At 43.5% G+C, this 25729-nt stretch carries 20 protein-coding genes and 1 tRNA gene; 13 read left to right on the forward strand and 8 right to left on the reverse strand.

All coding sequences use genetic code 11. The features are described from left to right. Positions 1 to 54: 54 nt before the first annotated feature. From AC13FX_RS08720 to tsaD, 5 genes are all read left to right on the forward strand, one after another. The gene (locus tag AC13FX_RS08720; RefSeq protein ID WP_482880181.1) at positions 55 to 3000 is read left to right on the forward strand and encodes a tetratricopeptide repeat protein; all 2946 of its coding nucleotides are present in this window, start codon (positions 55 to 57) and stop codon (positions 2998 to 3000) included. Next, the gene (aroA, locus tag AC13FX_RS08725) at positions 2997 to 4283 is read left to right on the forward strand and encodes a 3-phosphoshikimate 1-carboxyvinyltransferase (protein ID WP_482880182.1); all 1287 of its coding nucleotides are present in this window, start codon (positions 2997 to 2999) and stop codon (positions 4281 to 4283) included. Before AC13FX_RS08720 ends, aroA begins: the two co-directional genes overlap by 4 nt. Before the next feature lie 178 nt (positions 4284 to 4461). After that, entirely contained in the window at positions 4462 to 4896 is a 435-nt protein-coding gene (locus tag AC13FX_RS08730; protein ID WP_482880183.1) for an Hsp20/alpha crystallin family protein, read from the forward strand. Between the two features lie 155 nt (positions 4897 to 5051). After that, positions 5052 to 6995, forward strand: a complete 1944-nt coding sequence (dnaK, locus tag AC13FX_RS08735) for a molecular chaperone DnaK (protein ID WP_482880184.1) — start codon at positions 5052 to 5054, stop codon at positions 6993 to 6995. A gap of 235 nt (positions 6996 to 7230) precedes the next feature. Next, positions 7231 to 8217, forward strand: a complete 987-nt coding sequence (gene tsaD / locus AC13FX_RS08740) for a tRNA (adenosine(37)-N6)-threonylcarbamoyltransferase complex transferase subunit TsaD (RefSeq protein ID WP_482880185.1) — start codon at positions 7231 to 7233, stop codon at positions 8215 to 8217. Between the two features lie 59 nt (positions 8218 to 8276). Here tsaD and rnhA read toward each other — a convergent pair whose 3' ends face one another. Both rnhA and pyrF read right to left on the reverse strand, forming a co-directional pair. Continuing rightward, a complete protein-coding gene (gene rnhA, locus AC13FX_RS08745) occupies positions 8277 to 8726 on the reverse strand; it encodes a ribonuclease HI (protein ID WP_482880186.1) in 450 nt (149 codons plus the stop codon). Continuing rightward, positions 8719 to 9558 (reverse strand): orotidine-5'-phosphate decarboxylase, encoded by an 840-nt coding sequence (gene pyrF / locus AC13FX_RS08750; protein WP_482880187.1) that lies wholly within the window; start codon positions 9556 to 9558, stop codon positions 8719 to 8721. Before pyrF ends, rnhA begins: the two co-directional genes overlap by 8 nt. 166 nt (positions 9559 to 9724) lie before the next feature. On the opposite strand from pyrF, the gene AC13FX_RS08755 reads away from it, so the two are divergent. Continuing rightward, positions 9725 to 13066, forward strand: a complete 3342-nt coding sequence (locus AC13FX_RS08755) for an amidohydrolase family protein (protein ID WP_482880188.1) — start codon at positions 9725 to 9727, stop codon at positions 13064 to 13066. 98 nt (positions 13067 to 13164) lie between these two features. Here AC13FX_RS08755 and AC13FX_RS08760 read toward each other — a convergent pair whose 3' ends face one another. From AC13FX_RS08760 to AC13FX_RS08775, 4 genes are read right to left on the reverse strand one after another with little or no spacing between them, the layout of a single operon-like run. Then, positions 13165 to 13836 carry a hypothetical protein gene (locus tag AC13FX_RS08760; protein ID WP_482880189.1) on the reverse strand — a complete coding sequence of 224 codons (672 nt, stop codon included), beginning with the start codon at positions 13834 to 13836 and terminating at the stop codon, positions 13165 to 13167. An 11-nt stretch (positions 13837 to 13847) separates the two neighbouring features. Further along, positions 13848 to 15188, reverse strand: a complete 1341-nt coding sequence (locus AC13FX_RS08765) for a pyridoxal phosphate-dependent decarboxylase family protein (RefSeq protein WP_482880190.1) — start codon at positions 15186 to 15188, stop codon at positions 13848 to 13850. Beyond that, positions 15188 to 16063: a DUF3078 domain-containing protein gene (locus AC13FX_RS08770; RefSeq protein WP_482880191.1), complete on the reverse strand. Its 876-nt coding sequence runs from the start codon at positions 16061 to 16063 to the stop codon at positions 15188 to 15190. Before AC13FX_RS08770 ends, AC13FX_RS08765 begins: the two co-directional genes overlap by 1 nt. A 12-nt stretch (positions 16064 to 16075) precedes the next feature. Beyond that, the gene (locus AC13FX_RS08775) at positions 16076 to 16570 is read right to left on the reverse strand and encodes a phosphoribosyltransferase family protein (RefSeq protein WP_482880192.1); all 495 of its coding nucleotides are present in this window, start codon (positions 16568 to 16570) and stop codon (positions 16076 to 16078) included. Between the two features lie 123 nt (positions 16571 to 16693). On the opposite strand from AC13FX_RS08775, the gene AC13FX_RS08780 reads away from it, so the two are divergent. The 7 genes from AC13FX_RS08780 (at position 16694) to AC13FX_RS08810 (ending at position 22922) form a co-directional block, all read left to right on the forward strand. Beyond that, complete coding sequence (locus AC13FX_RS08780) at positions 16694 to 17005, forward strand: YtxH domain-containing protein (protein ID WP_482880193.1); 312 nt, start codon at positions 16694 to 16696, stop codon at positions 17003 to 17005. Continuing rightward, complete coding sequence (locus AC13FX_RS08785; RefSeq protein ID WP_482880194.1) at positions 16998 to 18161, forward strand: DUF2851 family protein; 1164 nt, start codon at positions 16998 to 17000, stop codon at positions 18159 to 18161. Before AC13FX_RS08780 ends, AC13FX_RS08785 begins: the two co-directional genes overlap by 8 nt. 48 nt (positions 18162 to 18209) lie before the next feature. Then, positions 18210 to 18280 (forward strand) — tRNA-Gln (locus AC13FX_RS08790). Between the two features lie 102 nt (positions 18281 to 18382). Continuing rightward, the gene (locus AC13FX_RS08795; RefSeq protein ID WP_482880195.1) at positions 18383 to 19315 is read left to right on the forward strand and encodes a ribose-phosphate diphosphokinase; all 933 of its coding nucleotides are present in this window, start codon (positions 18383 to 18385) and stop codon (positions 19313 to 19315) included. Positions 19316 to 19334: 19 nt separating this feature from the next. Beyond that, on the forward strand, positions 19335 to 20048 hold the full coding sequence (locus AC13FX_RS08800) for a 50S ribosomal protein L25 (protein ID WP_482880196.1): 714 nt from the start codon (positions 19335 to 19337) through the stop codon (positions 20046 to 20048). Between the two features lie 39 nt (positions 20049 to 20087). Further along, entirely contained in the window at positions 20088 to 20645 is a 558-nt protein-coding gene (gene pth, locus AC13FX_RS08805) for an aminoacyl-tRNA hydrolase (protein ID WP_482880197.1), read from the forward strand. A gap of 51 nt (positions 20646 to 20696) precedes the next feature. Further along, on the forward strand, positions 20697 to 22922 hold the full coding sequence (locus AC13FX_RS08810) for a sodium-translocating pyrophosphatase (protein WP_482880198.1): 2226 nt from the start codon (positions 20697 to 20699) through the stop codon (positions 22920 to 22922). A 90-nt stretch (positions 22923 to 23012) separates the two neighbouring features. On the opposite strand, the gene AC13FX_RS08815 is transcribed toward AC13FX_RS08810, so the two are convergent. Both AC13FX_RS08815 and amaB read right to left on the reverse strand, forming a co-directional pair. Beyond that, positions 23013 to 24026 carry an alcohol dehydrogenase gene (locus tag AC13FX_RS08815; protein ID WP_482880199.1) on the reverse strand — a complete coding sequence of 338 codons (1014 nt, stop codon included), beginning with the start codon at positions 24024 to 24026 and terminating at the stop codon, positions 23013 to 23015. 94 nt (positions 24027 to 24120) lie between these two features. After that, the gene (gene amaB, locus AC13FX_RS08820) at positions 24121 to 25629 is read right to left on the reverse strand and encodes an L-piperidine-6-carboxylate dehydrogenase (RefSeq protein ID WP_482880200.1); all 1509 of its coding nucleotides are present in this window, start codon (positions 25627 to 25629) and stop codon (positions 24121 to 24123) included. Positions 25630 to 25729: the final 100 nt, after the last annotated feature.

Consider the following 25729-nt stretch of genomic DNA (forward strand, 5'->3'; position numbering starts at 1 on the left):
TTCATGCTCTCCGTTCCAAAAAGCAGTTCCCTAATATCATTATGTATTTTATTAATGACGTCCGGTTTAAACGCCCAGGATATTCAAAGTCCTTCAACCGATTTGTATCAGGAAGGGGTTGACCTGTATGAAAAAGGTTTTTTTGAAGAAGCTACTTCAATACTCGAACAGTTCAGTCGGAATTACCCCGGGCACGAATTGTCAATATCTGCTGATTATTTTCTAACAAGAGCTAAAACGGGAACCGACTCTTCAAACATTGAAACCTATTACAAGGAATTTGTGATAGAGCATACCGGACACGAATTGTCTGAAAGATTATTGAGAGACCTTGGCCATCGCTTTGTCAAAAACGGGGAATATGAGACAGCTATAAGCTACTATCAGAATGCTGTGGATTCCTGGATGGGGGATAAGGACGGGGCTGAAACCATGTATTGGATAGCAGAAGCAGCCGCTGAAAATGGGGATTATGAGGACTCCAGGGGATATTTTATGGAGCTTGCAGAAAACTACCCAAGATCTGAGTGGGCACCCAAAGCATTATATGCTCGCGGGAGATTATTTCTAAGTCAGGAACAGTACACGGCAGCCTCTGAGGCGTTTGAAGTTCTAAAGGAACGATATCCCAACAGTGAGATCACCAGGCGGGTAGGTACTGCTTTGGGAGAATCTTATTATCAACAGGGAAGATACGAGGATGCGATCGAGGCTTTACAATCTGCTTTGCCATACCTGGAGGATGAATCTTTAAGAAAAGCTGTTTTTCTGATCGGAGAAAGTCAGAATTACCTGGGAATGTATGATGAAGCCTCAAAGACATATCTCAGATATATAAACCTCACCAAAGGAACTCCTGAAGAACGAATTGCTCATTACGGTTTAGGATGGGTGTATCATAAACAGGAAATCTATCATTGGGCGGCTGAGTCTTTTGGACGTGCTTCAATTGGTGAGGATGAATTAGCCAGAAAGGCTCAATACTATAAGGCGGTCAATGAAAAGCTGGGTGGTCAATATGGGAAGTCGATCAATTCCTTCAGGGATTTTGGTGATCGGTTCAAAACCGGACTTTGGGTTGAACGGGCGTATTATGAATGGTCGATCTCTGCTTTTGAAGCTTCTCGCTATGGAGAGTCCATAGAGGTATTACTGGAATTGGTGAGAAGTGATGTGGAACTTGAAGATCCGGGTAAGATCTATACAATGCTGGGGCAAGCATTTTTTGCGAATGCTGAATACACCAGGGCTATTCAAGCTTTTGAGGAAGCAGAAAATGTTGCAAATATTGATCCGGCATTAAAGCGGCAGGCAACATTTCAAAAAGCATGGATCTTATACAGAAACCAGGCTTACGAACAGGCACAACCTCTGTTTGAAATGGTTTATACAGGTTCGCCGAATTCGGAAACCGGTCGGGAAGCTTTATTCTGGAGTGCAGATAGTTACTATAAAATGAATCAGTTTAATAATGCGGCTCAACGCTTCAGGATCTACACTCAAAATTATTCGGATTCCGATATGATGGGAGCGGCTTTATATTCTTTGGGATGGAGTCACTTTCAGATGGGACAATATGAGCAGGCGGTTCAACCCCTGAGAGATTTTCTTGAAAATTATGAAGCTCCTGAAACGGCTTTATTCCCCTACGATACGGATGTTCAGTTAAGAATTGGTGATGCTTACTATGCACTGGGGCGGTACCGTGATGCCATTGAAAGTTATAATCGGGCTATTGGTGCTGAACCGGGTGGTGATTATGCGATGTTTCAGGTTGCCAACAGCTATTATCGTGCAGGAAGAACTTTTGAAGCAGTGTCAAACTTCAGAAAAACATTGCGCATTTATCCTTTTAGCAGGCTGCGTGAACAGGCTCAGTATAACATCGCCTATATCTATTTAAACACGAATAATTATTCTCAGGCAATTGAAGAATTTCAGACCGTGATCAACAAGTACCCCGGAACGGAATGGGCAGCACGATCACAATATAACATTGGCGATGCTTATTACAATGCGGGTGAGTATGAACAGGCGATCGCTGCCTATCAGAAAGTATTGGATGATTATCCCAGAAGTAACTATATCATTGAAGCGATCGATGGTATTCAGTTTGCCCAATTATCGGCCGGAAGAACAGACAGCAGTTCTGCCATTCTTGAAGATTTCCTGAGTGATAATCCTGCAAGCCAAACGGCAGATCAACTTCGCTATCGACAGGCATTGAATGTCTTTCAGCGTGGGGATTATGAAAATGCTATCGGTGAATTCCGTCAATATTTAAGAGTGACCAACTCTGAAGATCTTATGCCCGAAGCCTATTCTAATCTGGCTGAATCCTACCGGCAAACTGCCCAGATAGATCAGGCCATAGAGACGTATCGAACCATAGTGAATGAATTTCCGGACGATGAAATGGCTTCGTCAGCACTTACCTCACTGGGCACGTTGAATTATGAAAAAGGAGCTTATGCTGAGTCGCATGCAAACTATGCAGAATTATTTGAGAGTTCTCCACGGTTCAGACAGGAAGCTTTGGTTGGTATGGGTAGGGCAAGTCTGGCCCGTGATCAGGTTGCCAAGGCCAAGGAAGAATTTGAATCGGCATTGGAAATAAATCCAAACAGCGAATCGGCTAAAGTCGGGTTAGGTAAAGTGGCTATTCAGCAAAGTTATTTCGAAACAGCAACATCTTATCTTGAACCCATAGCTGAGCAAAGTACGACTGAAGTGGGAGCCGAAGCACAATTTTACTTAGGTGAGATCTTGCAGAAACAGGAACAATATAATGCAGCTATTGAAGAGTACGGGAAAGTAAAAGTACTTTTTGAAGCTTTTGACACCTGGGTATCCCGTTCCATGTACAACAGTGCTGAGTGTCATCTTAGAATGGGTAACAGAGGAGAGGCCATGACCATCCTTAATTCCCTTATTGATACCTATCCCGGAACTGAAGCTGAACAAAGAGCACGGGCATTACTAGATCAAGCTGACCTATGATCAAAACTGTTAGCGGTGTCGGTTCATTAAAAGGAACTCTGCAACTTCCTCCCGATAAGTCAATTTCTCAAAGAGCAGCTATCTTTTCATTGCTCTATGATGGCAAATCAAGGATCAGAAATTTTTCTCAAGCCGAGGATCCGCAAAGCACCCTTCGTTGCGTACAGCAGTTGGGTGCCATTGTAAAAGAGGATTCGGGAGACCTCATCATCGAGGGAAAAGGGAGGAATGGCCTTTTGGAGCCAAAACAGGATCTGGATTGTGGGAATTCAGGTACGGCAATGCGGTTACTTTCAGGGGTTTTGGTAGGAGCAGGAGTCTCTGCCAAATTAATTGGAGATTCTTCATTATGTGGCAGAACCATGACACGTATTATTGAGCCGCTTGAAGATATGGGGGCACATATCCTGGCCCGTAACTCGGCTTATGCACCACTGTTCATCAATAGGGTTGAACCGTTGAGGCCGATAGATTTTGAACTGCCGGTTCCAAGTGCCCAGCTCAAATCCTGTATCTTACTGGCTGGGTTGTTTGGAGAGAAAGTAACCCGGGTAATTGAAACACTGCCAAGTCGCGACCACACAGAGCGGCTCCTGAATCTGGATCAACAGCGAGAAAATGGAAAAAAGATCATTTCTGCCAGTCTTGCTGATGAGGTTCCGGAACAAAGTTATACTGTTCCCGGAGACTTTTCCGCGGCTGCATTTTGGCTGGTGGCCGGTGCCATTCAAAACGATGCTGAGATCAAGATTCAAAATGTCGGATTGAATCCTACACGAAATGCCCTACTTGATATTTTGGGCGATATGGGAGCTGACCTTATCATTGAGAATGAACACATGGAAGGGGCTGAACCGGTGGGTGATGTAATTGTAAAAGGTTCTGATCTTAAAGCCATTCAGATAGCCCCTGAGATCATCCCTAACTGTATTGATGAATTACCTATCCTCTCGGTTGCGATGTTATGTGCTGAGGGGACTTCTGTGATAACCGGTGCGGGAGAACTCCGACACAAAGAAACCGATCGCATCATGGCCATGTCCAAAATGCTGAATGCCGTGGGTGCCAATTTTGAAGAGCAAGAAGACGGGCTCATCATTCATGGTGATCCTGAATTCACTTTTCAATCTGCTAAATTCGAATCCTTCCACGATCACCGCATAGCCATGGCTGCTGCGGTTTTATCCCTGAAAGGTACGGGTGAAAGCAAGATCAATGACGCAGAATGTGCCGCAGTTTCCTATCCTACCTTTTGGGAAGATCTTAAGAAAGTGAGAATATGATAAAGTGACGAGTAATTATGTGAATTGAGTGTAATTTTAAGTCTCTTCATTTACTAATCGCTATTTCATCCATTACTTCTGACAATACGTCGGTCATTACGTCAGTTTTGATACGCCCTTCTAAAGTTGGCATTGGTATTGCTTATCTACTAGTGAATTTGAATAAACCATTACGCACATGGGAGATTTTACAGAATTTGGTATCGAAATTGAGCGGCACTTGTCCAAGCTGGGGAAGGACATTCAGCAGTTTGTGGAGAAAGTGGTGCCACTGGCCAATGATGAAAAAGATTTTGCTCCCGATTGCGATATCCTGGAAAGTGAGGACGAGTATAAGATCATGCTGGATCTGCCGGGGCTATCAAAAAAAGAAATAGGGATCTCTCTGAAGAACAATGTGCTGACGGTTAAAGGTGAACGTGAGATCACAGCCGGAGACGGTGAAGAATTTAAAAGACAGGAACGACGACGCGGTGCATTTGCCCGTGCGTTTGCCGTTCCACAGAATGTGAATGCGGCAGAAGTTTCTGCCAGTTTCAGAAATGGTGTATTGACGATCGCCATGCCCAAATCGGAGGCGTTGAAGGACTCACAGTCCATTCCGGTAAAATAACATATTGACTAATGATATTCGCTACGACGCAGAGCGATCGTAGCGAGGATGGTGTAATAAAATAATAATTAAGACTCGTGCCTGACGCTCTGCGTCGGCACGGAAAGAAAAGACAAGAATATTTATAACAGCAAAAAGTAAAACAGAACAGACCAATGGGAAAAATCATAGGAATTGACTTAGGAACAACCAACTCATGCGTGGCCGTAATGGAAGGCGGTGAGCCGGTGGTTATTCAGAACAGTGAGGGTGGAAGAACGACTCCTTCTGTTGTAGCATTCTCCAAAGATGGAGAAAGACTGGTAGGTGCTCCAGCAAAACGACAGGCGATCACCAACCCGGATAAGACGGTAGCCTCCGTGAAGCGATTCATGGGACGCATGTTCAATGAGGTTAAAGATGAGACCAAGCAGGTTTCGTATAAAGTAGTGAAAGGCGATGACGGTACTGCTCGTGTTGAGATCGAAGACCGAAAATATGCGCCTCAGGAAATTTCAGCAATGGTGCTACAGAAGATGAAGCAAACAGCTGAAGAATATTTAGGCGAGAAAGTAACGGAAGCTGTTATTACGGTTCCTGCTTACTTTAATGATGCCCAGCGTAAAGCTACTCAGGAAGCCGGTAAAATTGCCGGACTGGAAGTGAAGCGTATCATCAATGAGCCAACCGCTGCCTCATTGGCTTACGGATTGGACAAAAAAGATGATGACCAGACCATTGCAGTATATGACCTCGGTGGCGGTACATTTGACGTTTCTATCCTGGAGCTTGGTGATGGTGTATTTGAAGTGAAGTCAACCCATGGTGATACTCACCTTGGTGGTGACGACTTTGACCAGCGCATCATTGATTTCCTTGCAGATGAATTTAAGAAGGATGAAGGTATTGACCTTCGTAAGGATCCAATGGCTATGCAGCGACTGAAAGATGCTGCTGAAAAAGCCAAGATCGAGCTTTCAAGCTCACAGAAAACCAACATCAACCTGCCATTTGTAACGGCTACCGATTCAGGGCCAAAACACCTGAACATTGACTTGAGCCGTGCCAAATTTGAGCAATTGGTTGATGATCTGGTAAAACGATCTATCGATCCTTGCAAGAAAGCTCTTGATGATGCCGGATTGAGTAAATCTGACATTGATCAGGTAATCCTTGTAGGTGGATCAACCCGAATTCCAAAAATTCAGGAAGAAGTAAAAGCTTTCTTTGGCAAAGACCCAAGCAAAGGAGTGAATCCTGATGAGGTAGTTGCTGTAGGAGCGGCTATTCAAGGTGGAGTGATGTCTGGAGATGTTGAAGATGTTGTTCTTCTGGACGTGACCCCGCTTACTCTTGGTATTGAGACTATGGGTGGCGTTATGACTCCATTGATCGAGTCAAACAGCACGATCCCAACCAGCAAGTCACAGGTATTTTCTACCGCAGCTGATAATCAGTCAAGCGTAGAGATCCATGTATTGCAGGGTGAGCGTGCCAAAGCCCAGGATAACAGAACGCTTGGACGTTTCCACCTGGATGGGATTCCTCCGGCTCCACGCGGTGTGCCTCAGATCGAAGTCACATTCGATATTGATGCAAACGGTGTGTTGAACATTACCGCGAAAGACAAAGGAACCGGAAAAGAGCAAAGTATTCGTATCGAATCTTCTTCAGGACTTTCCGAAGAGGAGATCGAAAAAATGAAGAAAGCTGCCGAAGAGCATGCAGAAGAAGACAAGCAGATCAAAGAGCGTGTTGAGAAATTAAATCAGGCAGACAGTCTGGTTTTCTCAACCAAGAAGCAACTTGACGAATACGGTGATAAGATCTCTGATGACAACAAGAAAGCTATTGAAGAGGCCGTCGAAAACCTCGAAAAAGCTCATAAAGAAGAAAACATGGACGAGATCGATGCAGCTATTGAAGCTGTAAATAAAGCTTGGTCCGGTGCTTCTGAAGAGATCTATAAAGCTACTCAGGAAGAAGCTGCTACCGGCGGAGCTGCAGGTGCTGAAGGTGCCGGCGCTCAGGGGCAACCCACTTCCGATGATGCAGAAGGCGGTGATGATGCCGTTGATGCCGACTATGAAGTAGTTGATGACGAAGACGACAAGAAGTAAGCTGAGTTTTCTCACTTACTCTCGATAAATTTGAAATCCCGTTCCGGCTATCCGGGGCGGGATTTTTTTGTTTTAGGCTAATGTGATTTAAGGAATAGAACACGGATAACTCAGATGATGCGGATAATCACGGAAAGGAAAGAAATAATTGCAAACCTGCGAAAATCCGCTCGATCCGTGTCATCCGTGTTCCATTTCACATGTCATTCAAACCCAATATTCGTATCTTTAAAGTATGAACATTTTAGCTATTGAATCATCTTGTGACGACACATCTGCGGCAATTTTAACTGATCAGGGTATCCAATCCAATATCATTGCCTCACAGTCTATACATCTTCAGTTTGGTGGTGTAGTACCGGAATTAGCTTCTCGGGCTCATCAAAAGACCATTACACAAACTGTACAACAGGCATTGCAGGAAGGTGATACATCCATTGACGAGATCGAAGTTGTTGCCGTAACCCAGGGACCGGGCTTGCTCGGGTCACTGTTGGTGGGAATTTGTTTTGCCAAGGGACTGGCACTTTCGAGAAATATTCCCCTGATCGGTGTGAATCATATGGATGCACATATTTATGCGAATTTTATAGATCATCAGCCGGAGTTTCCGCTGATCGCCCTCACTGTATCCGGGGGGCACACGCAATTAGTTCATGTAAGATCTCCATTTGATCATGAGATCATCGGTGAAACCCGGGACGATGCTGCAGGGGAGGCTTTTGATAAGATCGGTAAGTTGTTGGGCCTTCCCTATCCTGCCGGACCTCATATGGATAAGTTAGCCAGGAAAGGAGATCCGAAATTCCATAAATTTCCGCAAGCGTTACTCCATGAAGGACTTGATTTCAGTTTTTCAGGATTAAAAACCAGTGTGCTGTATTATTTAAAGGATAAGGAAGAAGGCTGGATCAAAGATCATCTAAATGATATTTGTGCCAGTGTTTCTTTTGCTATTGCGGAAGTTTTGGTGAAAAAACTGAAAAGAGCGATCGAGCTAACCGGGGTAGAAACTGTGTTGCTTGCAGGGGGGGTTTCAGCGAATTCCATGCTTCGGGAAAAATCCCAAAATATGGCAAATGACATAGGTATACAGTTATATTCACCAAAAATCAGCTATTGCACTGATAATGCTGCCATGATCGCAATAACCGGAAAAATGAAGGCTGATTTAGGCCAATTTGATGATATTGATCTGGTACCTTTTTCTTCACTTTCGTGAATTAAAGATTCAAAATGAAAAATTTAAAATTGGCGGATCTCTGAGACCATTTGTAATCTTTAATTTTGAATTCGCTGCGAAGCAGCTACCGCCAGCTGGTCTGCGCGTTCGTTCAATTCGATACCCGAGTGTCCTTTGACCTTTATCCAAACAACTTCATGCGGTTGCATGGCTTTAAGCATTTCCTGCCATAGCTCTTTATTTTCAACCGGTTTCTTATTGGACTTTCTCCAGCCTCGTTTCTGCCAGTTTTTGATCCAGCCCTGTTCAAAGGCATTGATGATCAAAGCACTATCGCTATGGATCTTGACAAGGCAGGGTTTCTTGAGTGCCTTAAGCGCTTCGATCACAGCCTGCATTTCCATTCGGTTATTAGTGGTTTGGGGGTGTCCACCTGAAAGTTCTTTCTGTGTTCCATTCCACCTGAGAATGGCTCCCCATCCACCGGGGCCCGGGTTGCCACTGCATGCGCCATCTGTATAAACTATTACTTCAGGTATATTAGACATATTGAGATGTTATCTGACTTAAATTCTGTTTCATTTCTTTGGCTGCATTTGCAACGTGCTCAGGCCAATTACTTTCATCCTTTCCGGCATAGATGATGCCACGGCTGGAGTTAATGAGCGGTATTCCATCGTGGTCTTTAAGTGTATGGGCCAGTTCAGTTATTGAACCTCCCTGAGCTCCAACTCCTGGAATCAATAATGCCCCCTGCTGGTGGTAACGTATCACAGATTCTGCTTCACTTGCCTGTGTAGCTCCAATGACCATGCCAAGATGAGAACCGGAAAAATCGGACCTTTTATTCAATTCATCGGCTATATACTGACTCATCATATCAAATCCTGAAAATGGTTTTTTAAAAAAATCATCTGCTCCGGGATTGGAAGTCAGTGTCAATACATAAATACCTCTTTGATCATCTTTTGAAAAAGCATTTAGTGTTTCAAAGCCCATGAGTGGATTCAATGTGATGGCATCCACTTCAAAAGCGTCCCAGAATGCAATTTTGTAATGTTCAGCTGTGGAGCTGATATCACCGCGTTTGGCATCGGCTATGATGATCTTGTCATCCGGAATATGGGAAATGACCTCTTTAAAAACCGAAAGTCCGCTGGAACCTAAAGCCTCAAAAAAACCAAGGTTTGGTTTGAAGGCTGCACAATATTCTGATGTATAATCAATGACGAGTTTACAGAAGTAGGCTACCTGCTCTTCAGGGGTATCAAATTGTTCCTTTACAGGCTTAGGGAGTAGGTTCAAATTAGGATCTAAACCCACACAGAGAGTCGAACCTGTTTTTGATATAGATTTCTGAAGTTTTTTTATAAATGTCATAGATGAGAATTTTTGAGGAAGATAACATTTCTGAAAGCCAATGGAAGGCTTCAATTTGTGGTTAATTGTGGCATTCTTACTTGTTTATAATTGTAAAAGCATTGGGTGGATGGTTCAATTTTTTTAGCTTGTCCTGATTCCCATTACTAACCACGAATAATGCCTTATGAAATTGTTTGATACCATCTCTTTTGTCACCAAGCTAATATTTATCAGTCTATTTGTTGTGTTCACAACTGGTCCTGTTTTTGCACAGAATGATGATTCAGGTGCTGATACTACAGAAACAGAAAAATTAAATGAACTTCCCCTGGAGCCCGGTCGTGAGTTTTCCTTTGATCTGACCGAAGGTTCGTGGATCTCATTGGATGTAAGTCCCGATGGCGAAACTATTGTTTTTGATTTTTTGGGGGATCTTTACACGCTTCCCATATCAGGAGGGGACGCAATTCAGATAACAAAAGGAATGCAGTTTGATAGTCAGCCTCGCTACAGTCCTGATGGCAGCAAGATCGCTTTTATATCTGATGCTTCAGGTGGAGAAGGAGTTTGGATCTACGATGTTGAAACTGAGGAAAGTGAGCAACTAACTAAAGGCAAAGATAATGAGTATCAATCACCGGAATGGACTCCTGATGGTAAGTATGTAATAGCCTCCAAAGATGATCCAGGCAACCATAAGATATGGTTATATCACGTAGAAGGAGGGTCCGGAACACCATTGGTGGATGACCCCGGTAATCTTCGAATGACCGAAGGAGCTTTTGGGGCAGATGATCGTTATGTATGGTTTTCAAGACGTTCTGGAACGTGGAATTACAATGCTTCTCTTCCTCAGTATCAAATTGCTACCTATGACAGAGAAACAGGAGAAATTACAACTCAGAGTAATCGATACGGCTCTTCATTTCGGCCCACACTCTCAAACGATGGGAAATGGTTGGTATATGGAACCCGCCATGATGAACATACCGGACTGGTAAAACGTGAACTTGCTACCGGTGATGAAAGCTGGCTGGCCTATCCTGTTCAGCATGACGATCAGGAATCAAGAGCCTCAAGAGATGTATTGCCCGGAATGTCATTCACTCCCGATAATAAGCATGTTGTAACCTCCTATGGTGGCAAGATCTGGAAACTTCCAATTAATGGAGGCGATGCCGTAGAGATCCCATTCAGAGTAAAAGGGTCCATAGAACTTGGTCCTGAGTTGGATTTTGACTATCCGATCGAGGATACCCCTCAGTTTGAGGTCACTCAGATAAGAGATGCAGTTCCTTCACCTGATGGTAATAAAATTGCATTTACGGCCTTGAACGAGATCTATACCATGGAATTACCGGATGGTGAACCACGTAAACTGGTTGATCTGGATGAAACACAAGCTCAGCCGGTTTGGTCGCCCGATGGTGAATGGATCGCTTTTGTTACCTGGACACCGGAAACAGGAAAACTCTATAAAGTGCGTCCTAATGGCAGAAGTCTTCAGCAATTAAATGAAGAAGAAGGCGTATTTCAGGAGCCGGTCTGGAATAATGCCGGAGACCGAATCGTGGTGATCAAAGGTCAACCACAGGATTTTCGGAATGCAACACAAAGGTCGGCTTTTCAGGGAACAAGTGATCTTGTCTGGATCGATGCGGATGGCAGTGAGAATAATTTTATAGCCTACACCAACGGCCGGTCTAATCCTCATTTTGTAAAAGGATCTGACCGGATCTATCTGTCAAGCTGGGGTGGATTGACGTCCATCAGATGGGATGGAACAGATGAGAAAGAACATCTGGAAGTGAGCCGAAGCGGTGGTGGAAATGCATCCTGGATACGAATGGCCCCTGAGGGAGATAAGGCACTGGCACAGATCGGAACAGATCTTTTTGTAGTGACTGTTCCACAGGTGGGGGGCGAGGCGCCTAACATCAGTGTAGGAGGATCTTCAAGTGCATTCCCAAGCAATAAATTAACGGATATTGGCGGACAATTTCCTGCTTGGGCCTGGGACGCAGCTAAGATCCACTGGTCGATCGGTAATGCTCATGTGATCTATGATCTTGAAGCAGAAGAAGTTTATAATGACAGCCTGAAAGCGGCCAAAGAACTTGAAAAGAAAAACGAAGATACGGATCCGGATTCCAAAGATGAGGGAATTGAAGAGGACGATCAGAATAATGACGATGAAGAATCCAAAGATGAAGGATATAAACCTTTGGAACTCCGTATAAGTGTAATGGCTGACCGTGATATACCAAAAGGTGTTCTGGTACTCCGTGGTGCAAGGGTCATAACTATGAATGGAGATGAGATCGTAGAAAATGCTGATCTGGTGGTCAAGGATAACCGTATTGTTGGTCTAGGGGAAAAAGGCGAGGTTGAAATTCCATCCGGGGCTGAGGTGAAGGATGTGTCCGGTAAAACGATCATTCCCGGATTTGTAGATACTCATGCTCACTTCCGTCACCCTGTAAATTTACACAGAGGTGAATTCTGGAGTTATTTGACAAATTTAGCTTATGGGGTAATAACCACACGAGACCCCCAAACGGCAACGACAGATGTATTGACTTATCAGGACCTGGTTCATGCCGGGAAATTAATGGGACCCAGAGTGTATTCAACGGGACCCGGAGTGTTTAGCAGTGAGAATATTAAAGACCTGGATCATGCTCGTGAGGTAATGAAGCGTTACAGTGATTATTACGATACGAAAACCATAAAGATGTACGGAGCCGGTAACCGTGAGCAGCGTCAGTGGATCATTCAGGCTTCAAAAGAAGAAGAATTAATGCCTACTACTGAAGGTTCTCTGGATTTTAAGGAAAACCTGACGCAGGTGATCGATGGTTATCCGGGCCATGAGCACTCATTCCCCGTTTTCCCATTGTATAAAGATGTGATAGACTTAGTGGCATTTTCAAGAACAGTATATACGCCAACCCTTTTGGTTGCCTATGGAGGTCCATGGGCTGAAAATTACTACTATGCCACAGAGCGCCCTCATGATGAATCTAAGCTTCAGCGGTTCATGCCTCATCATAACCTTGATGACAGAACCCGACGCCGTAATGCAGGATGGTTTATGGAAGAAGAGCATGTATTCGAAGAACTGGCCATATTTGTGAATGACCTGGTTGAAGCCGGAGGAAGGGCCGGAGTTGGCAGCCACGGTCAGTTACAGGGATTGGGTTATCACTGGGAACTTTGGGCGATGCAGGCCGGCGGAATCTCAGAACATGATATCCTAAAAGTGGCGACCATCCACGGAGCAGAAGCCATTGGACTTGATACTGATCTGGGCACCATCGAAGAAGGAAAATTGGCTGATCTGTTGATCCTCAACAGTGACCCATTGGAAAACATCCGCAATTCGAAAGATATTGAGTTTATTCTTAAGAACGGATATATGTATGAGGCTGAGACGCTTAATGAGGTGTTTCCCCGCCAAAGAGAATTACCAACGTTCTGGTGGCAGAATACAGAGCCTATGGGAGTTCCCGGAGTAGAAAAGTAGTGTTAAGGTGCGATGGTGTTACAGTGTTAACGTGTTACTGTTTGATTTCTCGGTAACACGTTAACACCTAAACACTGTAACACTGTAACACTGTAACACTATAACACAGACTCAGGGTGGACTTCCTCAAAACCATGAGGAGGACGGTTCAGTGTCCAGGTTTCGAAATAGAAATGGCGTTCGGTATTAAATTTTTTGCCATTGATGCTGAAAAACCGGAAATGGTCGGGAACCAGTTTTTGAAGTGGGTAGAACAGGTCACGATACACATTCTTTCTTGAGAACATCTGAAGGTCAAAACCATCTTTGGCCTGTACTTTATATATAATGATATGTCCGGCGTCCACAGCTTTTTTTAGTGGATCTTTTCGGTAACCACTCTCATCATTCACTTTGATCTCAAGGTCTGCTATATCGATATTATTGAGGTCTTTATCTTTACTAAGGATAATAGTTTCACCTGTGTTCAAAGATCCTATGGCTTCATTTAAAGTGGAAAAACAAGCTTCCCTGGTTATTAAATTGAAGCCCTGAAAAGCCGTTTCGATAGCATCGATCAACTTTTCATAGGAGGAAAGAACATTCAACCCAAAACGTTCGTTTTGCAGGTCAGTGCCCGAAAAATAAAACCGTGAGTAAGTAGGGTCCGGTTTCATGAAATCCTGTAGCGATGATTCCATTTGTTTGGGATTATCGGGAGAAACCGGCGAACTCAGATCTTCAAGTCGCTGATCATGATGGAAGATTAGCTTGAATATATCAGTGGTCATAAAATAAGTTGTTAAAAACTCTTTTCAATTCTATTGAATAACGTATCAGCAAAGTTTTCATGCTCCGGTTTCATGAAAACACTTCTTAGGATGACAACCTCTTCAGAGTCAACCTCGTATTCGGGATGGTGCTTTACGAATGTCTTTACCGGAATTTTATACAGGGAAAGGTAAAATGAACGGTCCTTCATGCCTTTTTCAAAGATCTTTTTTGAAAGTGATGAGATCCCTGAAGTAGAATTACAGGTTTTAGGAAAATACCCCAGTATATCGAGTTCCGGTTTTTTATATGGTTTTAGTTTAGAGCTGGATCTTGTTGAATCATACATTTTTAATGCAGCTAATCTGCACTTGGAAAGAATGGGGCCAAATCCTTCCTTCTCTTTTAATGGAAATAATTGCAGGGTAGTCCAAAAAGCGACGGCAGCTGCTCCGGCGCGGGAGCACTCAAGGCTGATCTCACCCAAGTGGAGGTCGTCTGAAGTAAAGTAGGTATAAGGGGAATCATGTTTATAATAGGTGCCGACACCGGGATCCTTGAATAAAACACAACCACATCCGTAAGGCTGAAGCCCATGCTTGTGGGGGTCAACTACAATGCTGTCTGCTTCTTGCATCAGCTGCCATGACATGCTATTGATCAGTTCAGAATCTTTTAATGTCCTGAAAAAACCACCATAGGCTGCATCCACATGAATTCTGATACCATGTTCCCTGGCCCATGGAAGTACCTGATCCAATGGCTCCACATCACCTAAACCCGTTGTACCCAGGGTAACTACAATGGTTCCTATATCCTTTGGATCTACAGCTTTCAGGTTAAAAGAACCATCATCTAAAATTGGGATCTTTATATTCCCAACCCCGAGAACGGAACACATCCGTTCGTGAGTATAGTGGGCTTGATCAGAAAAAGCGATCTTTTTCTCAGGGTGAGACTCGCGCGCTATCCAAAGAGCCTCGAGGTTCGCTATAGTTCCACTGGCAGTCAGGTGTCCTAGAAAGATATCTCCATACCCAAAAAAACGAGCTAATTCTGACACTGCTTCTTTTTCCATCTCAGATGAGGGCGGGCCACCGTCAAGGGCATGGTTATTGGGATTAATGGACATAGCCATGGCGTATGCTGCCCATGCCAATGGGTGGGGAGGTTTAAGCATCTGTCCAGCATAGGATGGATGTTCAAATGGAAAATTACATTCTAATCGTTCGGCCAAACGATTGAAAACCTCACCTGTTTTTTCTTCCGAAACTCTCAGTGAGCTATCCTGTTCCCAATCACCAAATGAATCGACCCATTTATGAAGTTGTTGCAGGCCTTTTTGAAGTGTTTTTTCGGACAGCGAATCCATTAGTATAGGTTGACAGAGATTCCTGCAGACAAAACCTGTTTCATCTGAATTTCACTTGAAAAGTCATTATCGTATCTTAATTCAAACTGAAAAGACGCGCTTATTATACTGTTGATCTTACCAACCAATTCATTGCCCCAGATAACATCTGTTTCATCGACAGGGATCAAAAAGTTAGTGAATGTCTCTAAACCACTGGTATATAAAATATTCTCAAAAACTTCTTTTTCATAAAAGATGCCAGCTGTCAAACCGCCTTCACCACGTATATTCTTATCCTGGCTTACACCATATAAGGATTTAAGGCTATCCTTAGTAACAATGGTTTGTTTTAAACCCAAACCAGCTTCAAAAGTGAAGGCGTTTTCAGGTTTGTAGGCAATACCAATTCCCTGTGTGAGATAGGCTGGGGCTAAAAAGTTAGAAATGATTTCATCGGGTACGCCAACTTCTGTGCTATATTCGAATCCTCTGTCGAACTGAGTTCTAAAGTTAATGTTGCCGTAACCTGACCAATGACTGTTTTCCGCAAATTTATAATTGAAGCGGTTTCTGAGTTCAATAAGGTCATCCGTTTTTCGAACGCCCTCGTCCTTAACTTTAGATTGACCGTATTTCAGATTCGTACGAAAGCCATAACTGAATAAGTCTTTTCTATATAAAAGAGTAAAAACAGATGAGGCTGTCCCGCTTAGTGTGCTAACACCACCTTGTGACCAATTGTTATAGGCAGCTTGAGATCCATTCAGGTTTGCCACCCATGTTTGGGTCCAACCTACAAGCGTATCAGGTACTGAGATATTCTGCGCCTTAGCAGTAGTATTTAATACTAAGAATAATAAAAGTGGGATAATGCATTTGGTAATTTTTTTCATGATTTGTAGGAGTTAGTTTTTGAAAAGAACAGCTTCTTTTAGTTTAGAGTCTTTAAGCATGACTTCAATATGTTCGCCTTGTTTGGTTGGTACCGTCATTCCGGTCAATTCTGCAGATAAAGGATATTTTCTGTGACCACGATCAATTAAAACGGCGATACTTATAGACTTGGGGTCATAAATTGAAGCTACAGCAGATAAAGCCTCAAACATGGTTTTTCCCGAAAATATCACATCATCTACCAGGATCACCTGCTTATCATTGCAATCCGGCAAAGAAGAACCCGGGTTATTATCTGCAATATTATAGTTGTTAACTTTCACATCCTCACCAATGATCTCTGAGATATCTGCTGCGATCTCATTAGCTGTTGCCAGCCCCCGTTCATTCAAACCAATGATCACTAATTTTTCATTAATGGAAGATTTTTCCAGAATTTGAATTGCCAAACGTTTTAGCGTTCGTTCAATTCTTGCCCGATCCATCAAGGTATATTGCTTGCTCATAATCTGTTTTTAAATTTGAACTAAGGTAATGTTTTCTACACTTAGTGTTAAAATCATTACCAAAAAATTGGCGAAAAATTATTACCTTAACAGTGTTAATCGCAACCTAATTGAGGGAGAGATATGAAAAGAGGAATTGGAACATTATTGGTTGGAGCCACCGCTTTTGCAGGCGGTATACTGGCCGGATTGATATTATCACCAAAAAGCGGCCGTGAAAATATGAAATGGGTGAAAGATCAGGGTGAAGAAACCAAGCAATGGCTTGAAACCACCGGTCGTAAACTCAGGGAAGATGGTGAAAAAAGGATCGACCGTTTTTCAGAAGGGATAAAAAAATCCATGAAAGATTCCCTGCCAGATCTATACGAAGCAACAGAGGATCTTGACTTTACAGAAGATGAGGAGATAGAAGAGATCACCAAGAATGGGTGATAGGGGGTTCCAATATTCTGAAGCTTTTCTTCAGTGGATTTGGCAAAACGGGCTCTTTGATCACAACGGGTTACAAACCGAGTGCGGGCACCCGATTCAAATCATGGAATTGGGTGAACTCAATAATACGGATGGCCCTGATTTTAAGTCATCCCGGGTGGCAATAGGTGAAATGATCTGGCATGGAAATGTTGAGTTGCACCTAAAGAGTAGAGATTGGTATACACATGGCCATCATCAGGATGAAAACTACAACACGGTTATTTTACATGTTGTAGTTAAGGGAGAAGTTGATCAGGTAATCACCCAAAACGGCAGTAAGCCTTTTACACTAAATTTAGCTCCATACCTTTCAAAGAACTTAAAGGTCTTTTTGAAAAGTTTCGAAAATGAAGAGGGTTTGCCATGTTCAGGCAATCTGAATTTTATATCAGAGAAAGTCTTTTACAAGCAAATTGAAAAGGCCCATTCAGAATACCTGGAAAAGAAAACAGATGATTTCCTTTCATTCTATGATCCGGAAGTCTTGCCTTCTGAAGCCTGGAAAAAGGCCTTGATCCTTTCTCTTTGGGATGGTTTGGGAATTACCCACAACCGGAAGGCAATGAGGCTTACAGGAGAAAGACTGCTTAACAATTGGGATGGCATCAGTGCCAGTGAAGGAGTGATGCTGGCTTTAAAATTTGCCGGGATTTCTGGAAATTCTGATATCACCTGGAACCTGAAAGCGGTCAGGCCAGAGAATCACCCTAAAAAAAGAATTAAGGAAGCCGTTCATTTAACTTTCGGAATTCTGAACACTCCGTTTGATAAGTTTCTCAAAAAAGATAGCATTGGTCTTTGGAAACCGTTGTGTGAATACACTGAGGTTAAAAGGTCATCCAGATTTAAAATATTATTTGGTACAGTATTTCTTCCTGCGCTCTACACAGTGGGCATGTTATTCTCTCATGAGGAACTGAAAGAACAGGTTCGCACAACATGGAGTGATCTGCAATCACCAATTCCCCGATCGTTACTAAAAAAATTCAAAGCCCTCCACCTTGATAAGAATGATTATCGCAGTAAATTAGGTTCTATCCATCAATTGAAATCATATTGCAAGCCAAGGAAGTGTTCAGAATGTTTTGTTTTAAAAAATGCGATTCAGTCTTGATTGCTTTTAAAGTGATTTCTATCTTTGGAGTCTGTCAATGACATGAAATGCCCGGTCGTCTAATGGCAGGACAGCTGGTTTTGGTCCAGTCAGTGGGGGTTCGAATCCTCCCCGGGCAACAACATTTATGAAAGGATGACTGTAAAGCCATCCTTTTTGTTTATTGATCAATAAATGGAAGATCAGATCTTCCTAAATAACCTGAACTGAAAGCCTGCATAGTGGACACTCCTCTGGCGATATTTTCCGGCACAAGTAACCCGGCTTTAGCGAGAGCAATTGCTGAAGAGTATGGAACATCATTAGGTGATGTCACCATTAAGAAATTTTCTGACGGGGAGCAATATGTTAAGTATGAGCAGAGTATCAGGGGGGAAGATATTTTTGTAATACAGTCTACCCCGCCTCCCGGAGATAATATCATAGAGTTACTGTTGCTGCTAGATGCTGCAAAGCGTGCCTCTGTGAAACGGGTAACAGCTGTGATCCCTTATTTCGGATATGCCCGGCAAGATCGTAAAGATCAGCCCAGGGTTTCGATTGGTTCGAAGCTGATGGCAAACTTGCTGGTACAGGCCGGAGCAGACCGAATACTGACGATGGATCTGCATGCGGCTCAGATACAAGGATTTTTTGATATACCGCTGGATCATTTATATGCCAGCAGGGCTTTTATTGATCACTTTACCTCAAATCCGATAAATAACCTGGTGGTTGTTGCACCGGATGTTGGCAGTCTTAAAATGGCAAGGGCTTATTCCAAGAAACTGGATGCAACCCTGGCATTTATTGATAAAAGGCGACCAAAGGCCAATGAATCGGAGATCATGAATTTGATCGGTGAGGTAAAAGGAAAGAATGTGTTAATAGTCGATGATCTGATCGACACTGCCGGAACACTTACAAATGCTGCAGCAGCTCTTAAGGAAAGAGGAGCTCTGAGTATTAAAGCTATTTGTACACATCCGATCTTATCGGGGCCGGCATTTCAGCGAATTGAAGATTCGCCAATTGATGAGTTGTTAGTAACTGATACCGTTCAGCTTCGTCAGCCTTCAGATAAAATAAAAGTGCTGAGTGTTGCGAACATTTTTGCTGAGGCTATACAACGTATTCACACTAACGATACTATCAGTGCACTGTTTGATAATTAATGATTAAGGTAAACGCATTATGGCATACCCAGAATTAGTAAAACTTGAAGGAACAATCAGAGAGACCAGTAAGCAAGCCAATAAAGCGCTTCGCGAAGAACTTCGTGTTCCTGCTGTACTCTATGGACCAGACGTTGAAGAGAATATTCATTTTTCAGTAGATGAATTGGAACTGGAAAAAATTCTCAGAAAACCACAGACCAAACTTCAAGAACTCACCGTAAATGGTAAAACGTTTAAAACTCTACTGAAGAGAACAGAGTTTGACCCTGTAACAGACCGCGTTGTTCATGCAGATTTCTATGTGCTTTCTGACAAGCATAAGGTAACACTACGCGTCCCGATCAAGATAACCGGTAACGCCAAAGGTGTTGTTGAGAATGGTGGTCGTGTGTTCAAACCAATGAACTTTGTGAGAATACGAGTACTGCCAGAAGCAATTCCTGCAGAATTTGAATTGGATATCACACCGCTTCAGATCGGTCAGTCACTTCATATTTCAGATCTGGATCTTGAAGGTATCATCCCATTGGATGACATGAGTCGTACGATTGTGACCATTCGTCCTCCAAAAGGAGCCGATTTCCTCGAGAACCTTGTATCCGGAGTTACGGATGAAGCGGCTGAGGAAGAAGTAGCCGAAGGTGAAGCTGTAGCTGAAGGCGAAGAAGTTGCTGAAGGTGAAGCCGTTGAAGGCGAAGAAGGTGATGAAGAAGAATCTACTGAGGAATAAATCCTAAGTTAGTCACTAACATAAACGTGTTCCGAAACCATGTCCATTATTGTAGGATTAGGAAATGTTGGACAAGAATATGATGGAACACGCCACAATATAGGTTTTGAAGTTGTTGATGCAATTGCTGAGACACTTTCTATTACATTTGGCCCGGGTGACGGGCCTTTTGTGGTTGCAGAGGGCAGGCACAGAGGCAGAAATGTCATACTGATCAAGCCAACCACTTATATGAACAGAAGTGGTTTGGCTGTCAGGAAGGCCCTTTCAGTATATAAGACTGACATGGACCATTGCCTGATCGTTTATGATGATCTAAATCTTGATGTAGGGGATGTCAGACTGAGATCCACGGGCAGTGCCGGTGGTCATAATGGAATACAAAACATCATTGATCTGCTGGGTAGCCGAGATTTCCCCCGCTTACGTTTTGGAATCGGAAATGATTTTCCAAGAGGTAAACAAGTAGATTTTGTATTATCACCATTTAAAAAAACGGATCAGAAGTATTTAGAAGAAGGCTTGCAAAAAGCCCATGATGCCTCACTTTATTTTGTGCGTGAAGGCATTCAGAAAACAATGAATCAATTTAATTAACCATAGGTCTCTTAACCGACTTATTGAACTTAAACTACGTAACGGGAAACAATGGATAACATAATCTATTTTATACCGGTGGCCGGAGTGATCGCACTTCTGTACACCATCTTTAAAACATCCTGGGTATCAAAACAGGAAATCGGAACAGAACGCATGGAACGTATCAGCAAGAGTATTGCCAGCGGTGCTATGGCATTCCTGAAAGCTGAATACCGGGTACTTTCAGTATTTGTGCTGGTGGTAGCTGTGATACTTGCTTTCAGTGCTGATCCCACAACATCCAGCTGGATGGTTGCCATTTCTTTTGTTGTTGGTGCCATTTGTTCAGGGCTTGCCGGTTTTATCGGGATGAAAGTTGCCACTAAAGCAAATGTTAGAACTACACACGCAGCACGAACAAGCCTTGGTAAAGGCCTGGAAGTTGCGTTTGCCGGTGGATCCGTAATGGGTCTTGGCGTAGTTGGGCTGGGTGTACTTGGACTGAGTTTATTGTTCATCATATTTGGTATGCACTTTGGCCTTGAAGGTGCCGGTGCCGTTAACAAAGTATTGGCTGTTGTAACCGGATTTTCATTTGGAGCTTCCTCAATAGCGCTTTTTGCACGTGTGGGCGGTGGTATTTATACCAAAGCCGCTGACGTGGGTGCTGACCTTGTAGGTAAAGTTGAAGCCGGTATTCCTGAAGATCACCCATTAAATCCTGCTACTATTGCAGATAATGTTGGTGATAACGTTGGTGATGTAGCCGGTATGGGTGCTGACCTTTTTGAATCTTATGTAGGTTCTATTATTGGTACTATGGTTTTGGGTGCAGCATTTATTGCTGGTGCTACCGTTGACGGAGCAGTATGGTCGGATGCATTTAATGGACTTTCTGCCGTGATGCTTCCGCTTGTTCTTGCCGGAGTTGGAATCTTGACTTCTATTCTAGGTACATTCTTTGTACGTGTTAAAGAAGGTGGTGACCCTCAAAAAGCACTGAACCTTGGTGAATTTTTATCAGCCGCCGTTATGTTGGTAGCTTCATTCTTTATTATCACCTGGATGCTTCCTGAAACATGGACCTTTAATGGTGAAACTTATAGCAGTATGGGAGTCTTTTGGGCTACTATCTTTGGGTTGGCTGCCGGACTTGGTATTGGATTGATAACTGAGCACTATACCGGAACCGGAACCAAACCGGTGTGGTCAATTGTAAAGCAATCTGTAACCGGATCTGCTACTAACATCATTGCCGGTCTAGGAGTAGGCATGATCTCAACAGCCATTCCGATCATTATAATTGCTATAGCTATTATTGGTGCATATGAATTTGCCGGACTTTATGGAATTGCTATTGCCGCTGTGGGAATGCTTTCTAACACCGGAATTCAACTAGCTGTTGATGCATACGGCCCTATATCAGATAATGCCGGTGGAATTGCCGAGATGGCTGAACTTCCCGGTGAAGTACGTGAGCGTACAGATAAGCTTGATGCTGTGGGTAACACAACCGCTGCTATCGGTAAAGGTTTTGCGATCGGGTCTGCAGCATTGACTGCACTTGCATTGTTCGCAGCTTTCATTACCGCTTTTGAGGCTGTAAACCCGGGAGTAGAAGTACTGATAAGTGTAACTAATCCTTCTGTAATGGCCTCTCTGTTTGTGGGAGCTATGTTGCCTTTCCTTTTCTCTGCTTTATCAATGAATGCAGTAGGTCGTGCGGCAATGAGTATGATCGAGGAAGTTCGCCGTCAGTTCCGTGATATTCCTGAATTGACCAAAGCGCTTGCTGCCATGAACAGAAATGAAGGCAAGAAATTAGCTGATTGGTCTGAAGAGGACCGCAATACCTTTGAAGCTGCCGACGGTAAAGCTGAATATGAGAAATGCGTAGAGATCTCAACACAAGCTTCTATTCGTGAGATGGTAGTTCCCGGACTTTTAGCCGTAATTGTTCCCGTTCTTTTCGGCTTTGTTCCAGGATTTATTAGCGACAGTCCAACGCTTGGAGCTGAAATGCTGGGGGGACTTCTTGCAGGTGTTACGTCTGCAGGTGTTCTTATGGCTCTGTTCCAGTCTAATGCCGGTGGTGCTTGGGATAACGCCAAGAAGATGATCGAGGAAGGCGTGACCATCGACGGTGTTGAGTATGGCAAAGGGTCTGAACCGCATAAAGCAGGTGTTGTTGGTGATACTGTTGGGGATCCTTTTAAGGATACCTCAGGTCCTTCACTGAACATCCTATTGAAGCTTATGTCTGTAGTAGCTCTTGTAATTGCTACCATGATCTAAAGCTTATCAGCTAAAAAATTGAAAGCCCCACACATTGTATTATATGTGTGGGGCTTTTTTATTATAACGACTATATGGTTCCCGGAATCTCTATCTCTGATCCATAACCAATACCGTTCTGAATCGTGCTTCATTCTTGATCATTCTGTCATAGGCTTCTGCGGCTTTCTCAAGTGGATAGGTCTCGATCATGGGAGTTGAATCTGAGAGGGCACTGAAATTAAGTGTGTCTTCAGAGTCCATGGCTGTTCCACTGGCATGTCCTGTCAGTGTTTTCTTTCCGCTGATGAGCTGCATAGTACCGATCTCAACCGGTTGTATATCGGCGCCTACAGCAACAACGCTTCCATTAGGTCCTAAGCCATCAAATATTTCAGAAACGGCTTTACTGCTGGGAGCTGTTGCTAAGATCACTTTGGCTCCTCCCATTTTCTGCAATTCTTCTACCACGTTATCATCAGAAGCGGATAAGAAAAGGTCGGCCCCTAATTCTTTTGCCAGCTTCTCTTTATTTTTTGTTCCAGAGATAGCTACCGTTTTGAACCCCATTTTCTTGGCATATTGTATGCCCAGGTGGCCAAGTCCTCCTATGCCCTGAATAGCGACAACATCACCTGCCTTGGCTTCGGTGTTGCGAAGAGCATTAAATACGGTTACACCGGCACAAAGAAGAGGAGCAGCATCAGCTGACTTCAATTCTTCAGGTACAAGGGCGAGTGCTTCTTTTGGAGCTGCCATGTATTCCTGATACCCTCCATCAAAAGAGATACCTGTGATCTCGGCATTTTGACAATTTATGAAATCACCCCTTCTGCATGGCTCACATTCAAAGCAGTGCCCTCCATGCCAGCCAACCCCGACTCTTTGTCCTTTTGTCCATGAGGTGACATTCTTTCCGGCTTTTTCAATAGTTCCGACAACCTCATGTCCCGGAACTCTTGGGTACTCAATACCCGGAAACATTCCTTCTTTTACAAATTGATCACTGTGACACACGCCACAGGCTTCAACTTTGATCAATACCTGATCATCATTGATGGATGGGATATCTCGTTCCACAACCTCAAAGTTTCCACCTTTTTCAGATACTTGTACTGCTTTCATATGTAATTGACTTAGTTTGGATTCAATTACACAACAGGAAAGCAGAAAGTATTCGTTTCAGGGTTTGCGAGCAATGGTGAGTTAGAAAAAACGGTTAAACATCAAAGTCTATACCCTGCGCCAGTGGTAGGGAATCACCCCAGTTCATGGTGTTGGTTTGTCGGCGCATATAAGCTTTCCAGGCATCAGAACCGGATTCACGACCGCCACCTGTTTCTTTCTCACCGCCAAAAGCACCACCTATTTCAGCACCACTGGTACCAATATTGATATTCGCGATACCACAATCGGAACCTCGTGCACTTAGGAATGTTTCAGCCTCACGCATATTCAGGGTAAACATGGCTGAACTCAGGCCTTGTTTAACGCCATTATGCATGGCTATGGCTTCATCCATGTTCTTGTACTTCATCAGATAGAGAATTGGAGCAAAGGTTTCTTCCTGAACGATCTCATAGTGGTTTTTAACCTCAGCCAGTGCCGGGCGCACATAATGTCCATCTTCTTCCAGAACTTCACCACCATAGATCACTTTACCACCTTCTTTCTCAATTTCCTTAAGGGCATTTTGCATGTTATTAATAGCATCCTGATCGATCATTGGTCCCACCAAAGTGGTTTCCTCGAGAGGATCACCGATCGTGATGTTGTCATAAATATTCATCAAGCGCTCTTTAACCTGATCATATACTGATTCATGGATGATCAGGCGACGAGTGGAAGTACAACGTTGACCGCATGTTCCCACGGCTCCGAACACGGTTGCACGGATCGCCATTTCAATATCTGCATTTTCAGAGATGATGATGGCGTTGTTTCCACCGAGTTCAAGGATCGTTTTACCTAATCGGGATGCTACCGTTTTACCCACTTCTTTACCCATTCGGATAGAACCGGTAGCTGATATAAGAGGAACTCTGGTATCTTCTGTCATCCATTCACCCACTTGACGGTCGCCGGTTACCAGATTGAAGATTCCTTCCGGAAGGTCATTTTCTTTCAATACTTTAGCGACGATCTTTTGAACCGCTACACCACAAAGAGGGGTTTTTTCTGATCCTTTCCATATCATCACATTTCCGCAAACCGCTGCGATCATGGCATTCCAGCTCCAGACAGCAACCGGAAAATTAAAGGCTGAAATAATGCCCACAATACCCAAAGGATGCCATTGTTCATACATTCTGTGTTGAGGACGCTCACTGTGCATGGTCTTACCATAAAGCATGCGTGATTGTCCTACAGCAAAATCACATATGTCGATCATTTCCTGAACTTCACCCAAACCTTCCTGATAGATCTTACCCATCTCGTAGGTAACTAATTTACCAAGTGGTTCCTTGTACTCACGTAACTTTTGTCCGATCTGCCGCACGATCTCTCCGCGCTGTGGGGCAGGCATATTACTCCAAATCTGGAAAGCCTTTTGAGCTTCTTCAACAACATGGTTGTACTGCTCTCTTGAAGTAACCCCGACAGTAGCGATCTTATCCCCATTGGTAGGGGTAAAGCTGCTGATGGTTTCCTTGCTTTCTATATGTTTTCGTCCGGTACTTGTGCCCGGATTAATGCCTTCAATGCCAAGTGTTTTCAGAAACTCCATAGTGGTAAATTTTTAGCTGAATTTTTTAATAAGATAGGGAAGTATGGAGACAGAAAACAGAAGTCAGAAATCAGTTTAAAGACTGTATTCTGAATTCTGA

Source organism: Gracilimonas sp. B-17, from assembly GCF_056857935.1.

Coding starts and splice junctions, on each gene's coding strand:
- AC13FX_RS08720 (WP_482880181.1), top strand. CDS start 55: ATGACGTCCGGTTTAAACGCCCAGGATATTCAAAGTCCTTCAACCGAT.
- aroA (WP_482880182.1), top strand. CDS start 2,997: ATGATCAAAACTGTTAGCGGTGTCGGTTCATTAAAAGGAACTCTGCAA.
- AC13FX_RS08730 (WP_482880183.1), top strand. CDS start 4,462: ATGGGAGATTTTACAGAATTTGGTATCGAAATTGAGCGGCACTTGTCC.
- dnaK (WP_482880184.1), top strand. CDS start 5,052: ATGGGAAAAATCATAGGAATTGACTTAGGAACAACCAACTCATGCGTG.
- tsaD (WP_482880185.1), top strand. CDS start 7,231: ATGAACATTTTAGCTATTGAATCATCTTGTGACGACACATCTGCGGCA.
- rnhA (WP_482880186.1), bottom strand. CDS start 8,726: ATGTCTAATATACCTGAAGTAATAGTTTATACAGATGGCGCATGCAGT.
- pyrF (WP_482880187.1), bottom strand. CDS start 9,558: ATGACATTTATAAAAAAACTTCAGAAATCTATATCAAAAACAGGTTCG.
- AC13FX_RS08755 (WP_482880188.1), top strand. CDS start 9,725: ATGAAATTGTTTGATACCATCTCTTTTGTCACCAAGCTAATATTTATC.
- AC13FX_RS08760 (WP_482880189.1), bottom strand. CDS start 13,836: ATGACCACTGATATATTCAAGCTAATCTTCCATCATGATCAGCGACTT.
- AC13FX_RS08765 (WP_482880190.1), bottom strand. CDS start 15,188: ATGGATTCGCTGTCCGAAAAAACACTTCAAAAAGGCCTGCAACAACTT.
- AC13FX_RS08770 (WP_482880191.1), bottom strand. CDS start 16,063: ATGAAAAAAATTACCAAATGCATTATCCCACTTTTATTATTCTTAGTA.
- AC13FX_RS08775 (WP_482880192.1), bottom strand. CDS start 16,570: ATGAGCAAGCAATATACCTTGATGGATCGGGCAAGAATTGAACGAACG.
- AC13FX_RS08780 (WP_482880193.1), top strand. CDS start 16,694: ATGAAAAGAGGAATTGGAACATTATTGGTTGGAGCCACCGCTTTTGCA.
- AC13FX_RS08785 (WP_482880194.1), top strand. CDS start 16,998: ATGGGTGATAGGGGGTTCCAATATTCTGAAGCTTTTCTTCAGTGGATT.
- AC13FX_RS08800 (WP_482880196.1), top strand. CDS start 19,335: ATGGCATACCCAGAATTAGTAAAACTTGAAGGAACAATCAGAGAGACC.
- pth (WP_482880197.1), top strand. CDS start 20,088: ATGTCCATTATTGTAGGATTAGGAAATGTTGGACAAGAATATGATGGA.
- AC13FX_RS08810 (WP_482880198.1), top strand. CDS start 20,697: ATGGATAACATAATCTATTTTATACCGGTGGCCGGAGTGATCGCACTT.
- AC13FX_RS08815 (WP_482880199.1), bottom strand. CDS start 24,026: ATGAAAGCAGTACAAGTATCTGAAAAAGGTGGAAACTTTGAGGTTGTG.
- amaB (WP_482880200.1), bottom strand. CDS start 25,629: ATGGAGTTTCTGAAAACACTTGGCATTGAAGGCATTAATCCGGGCACA.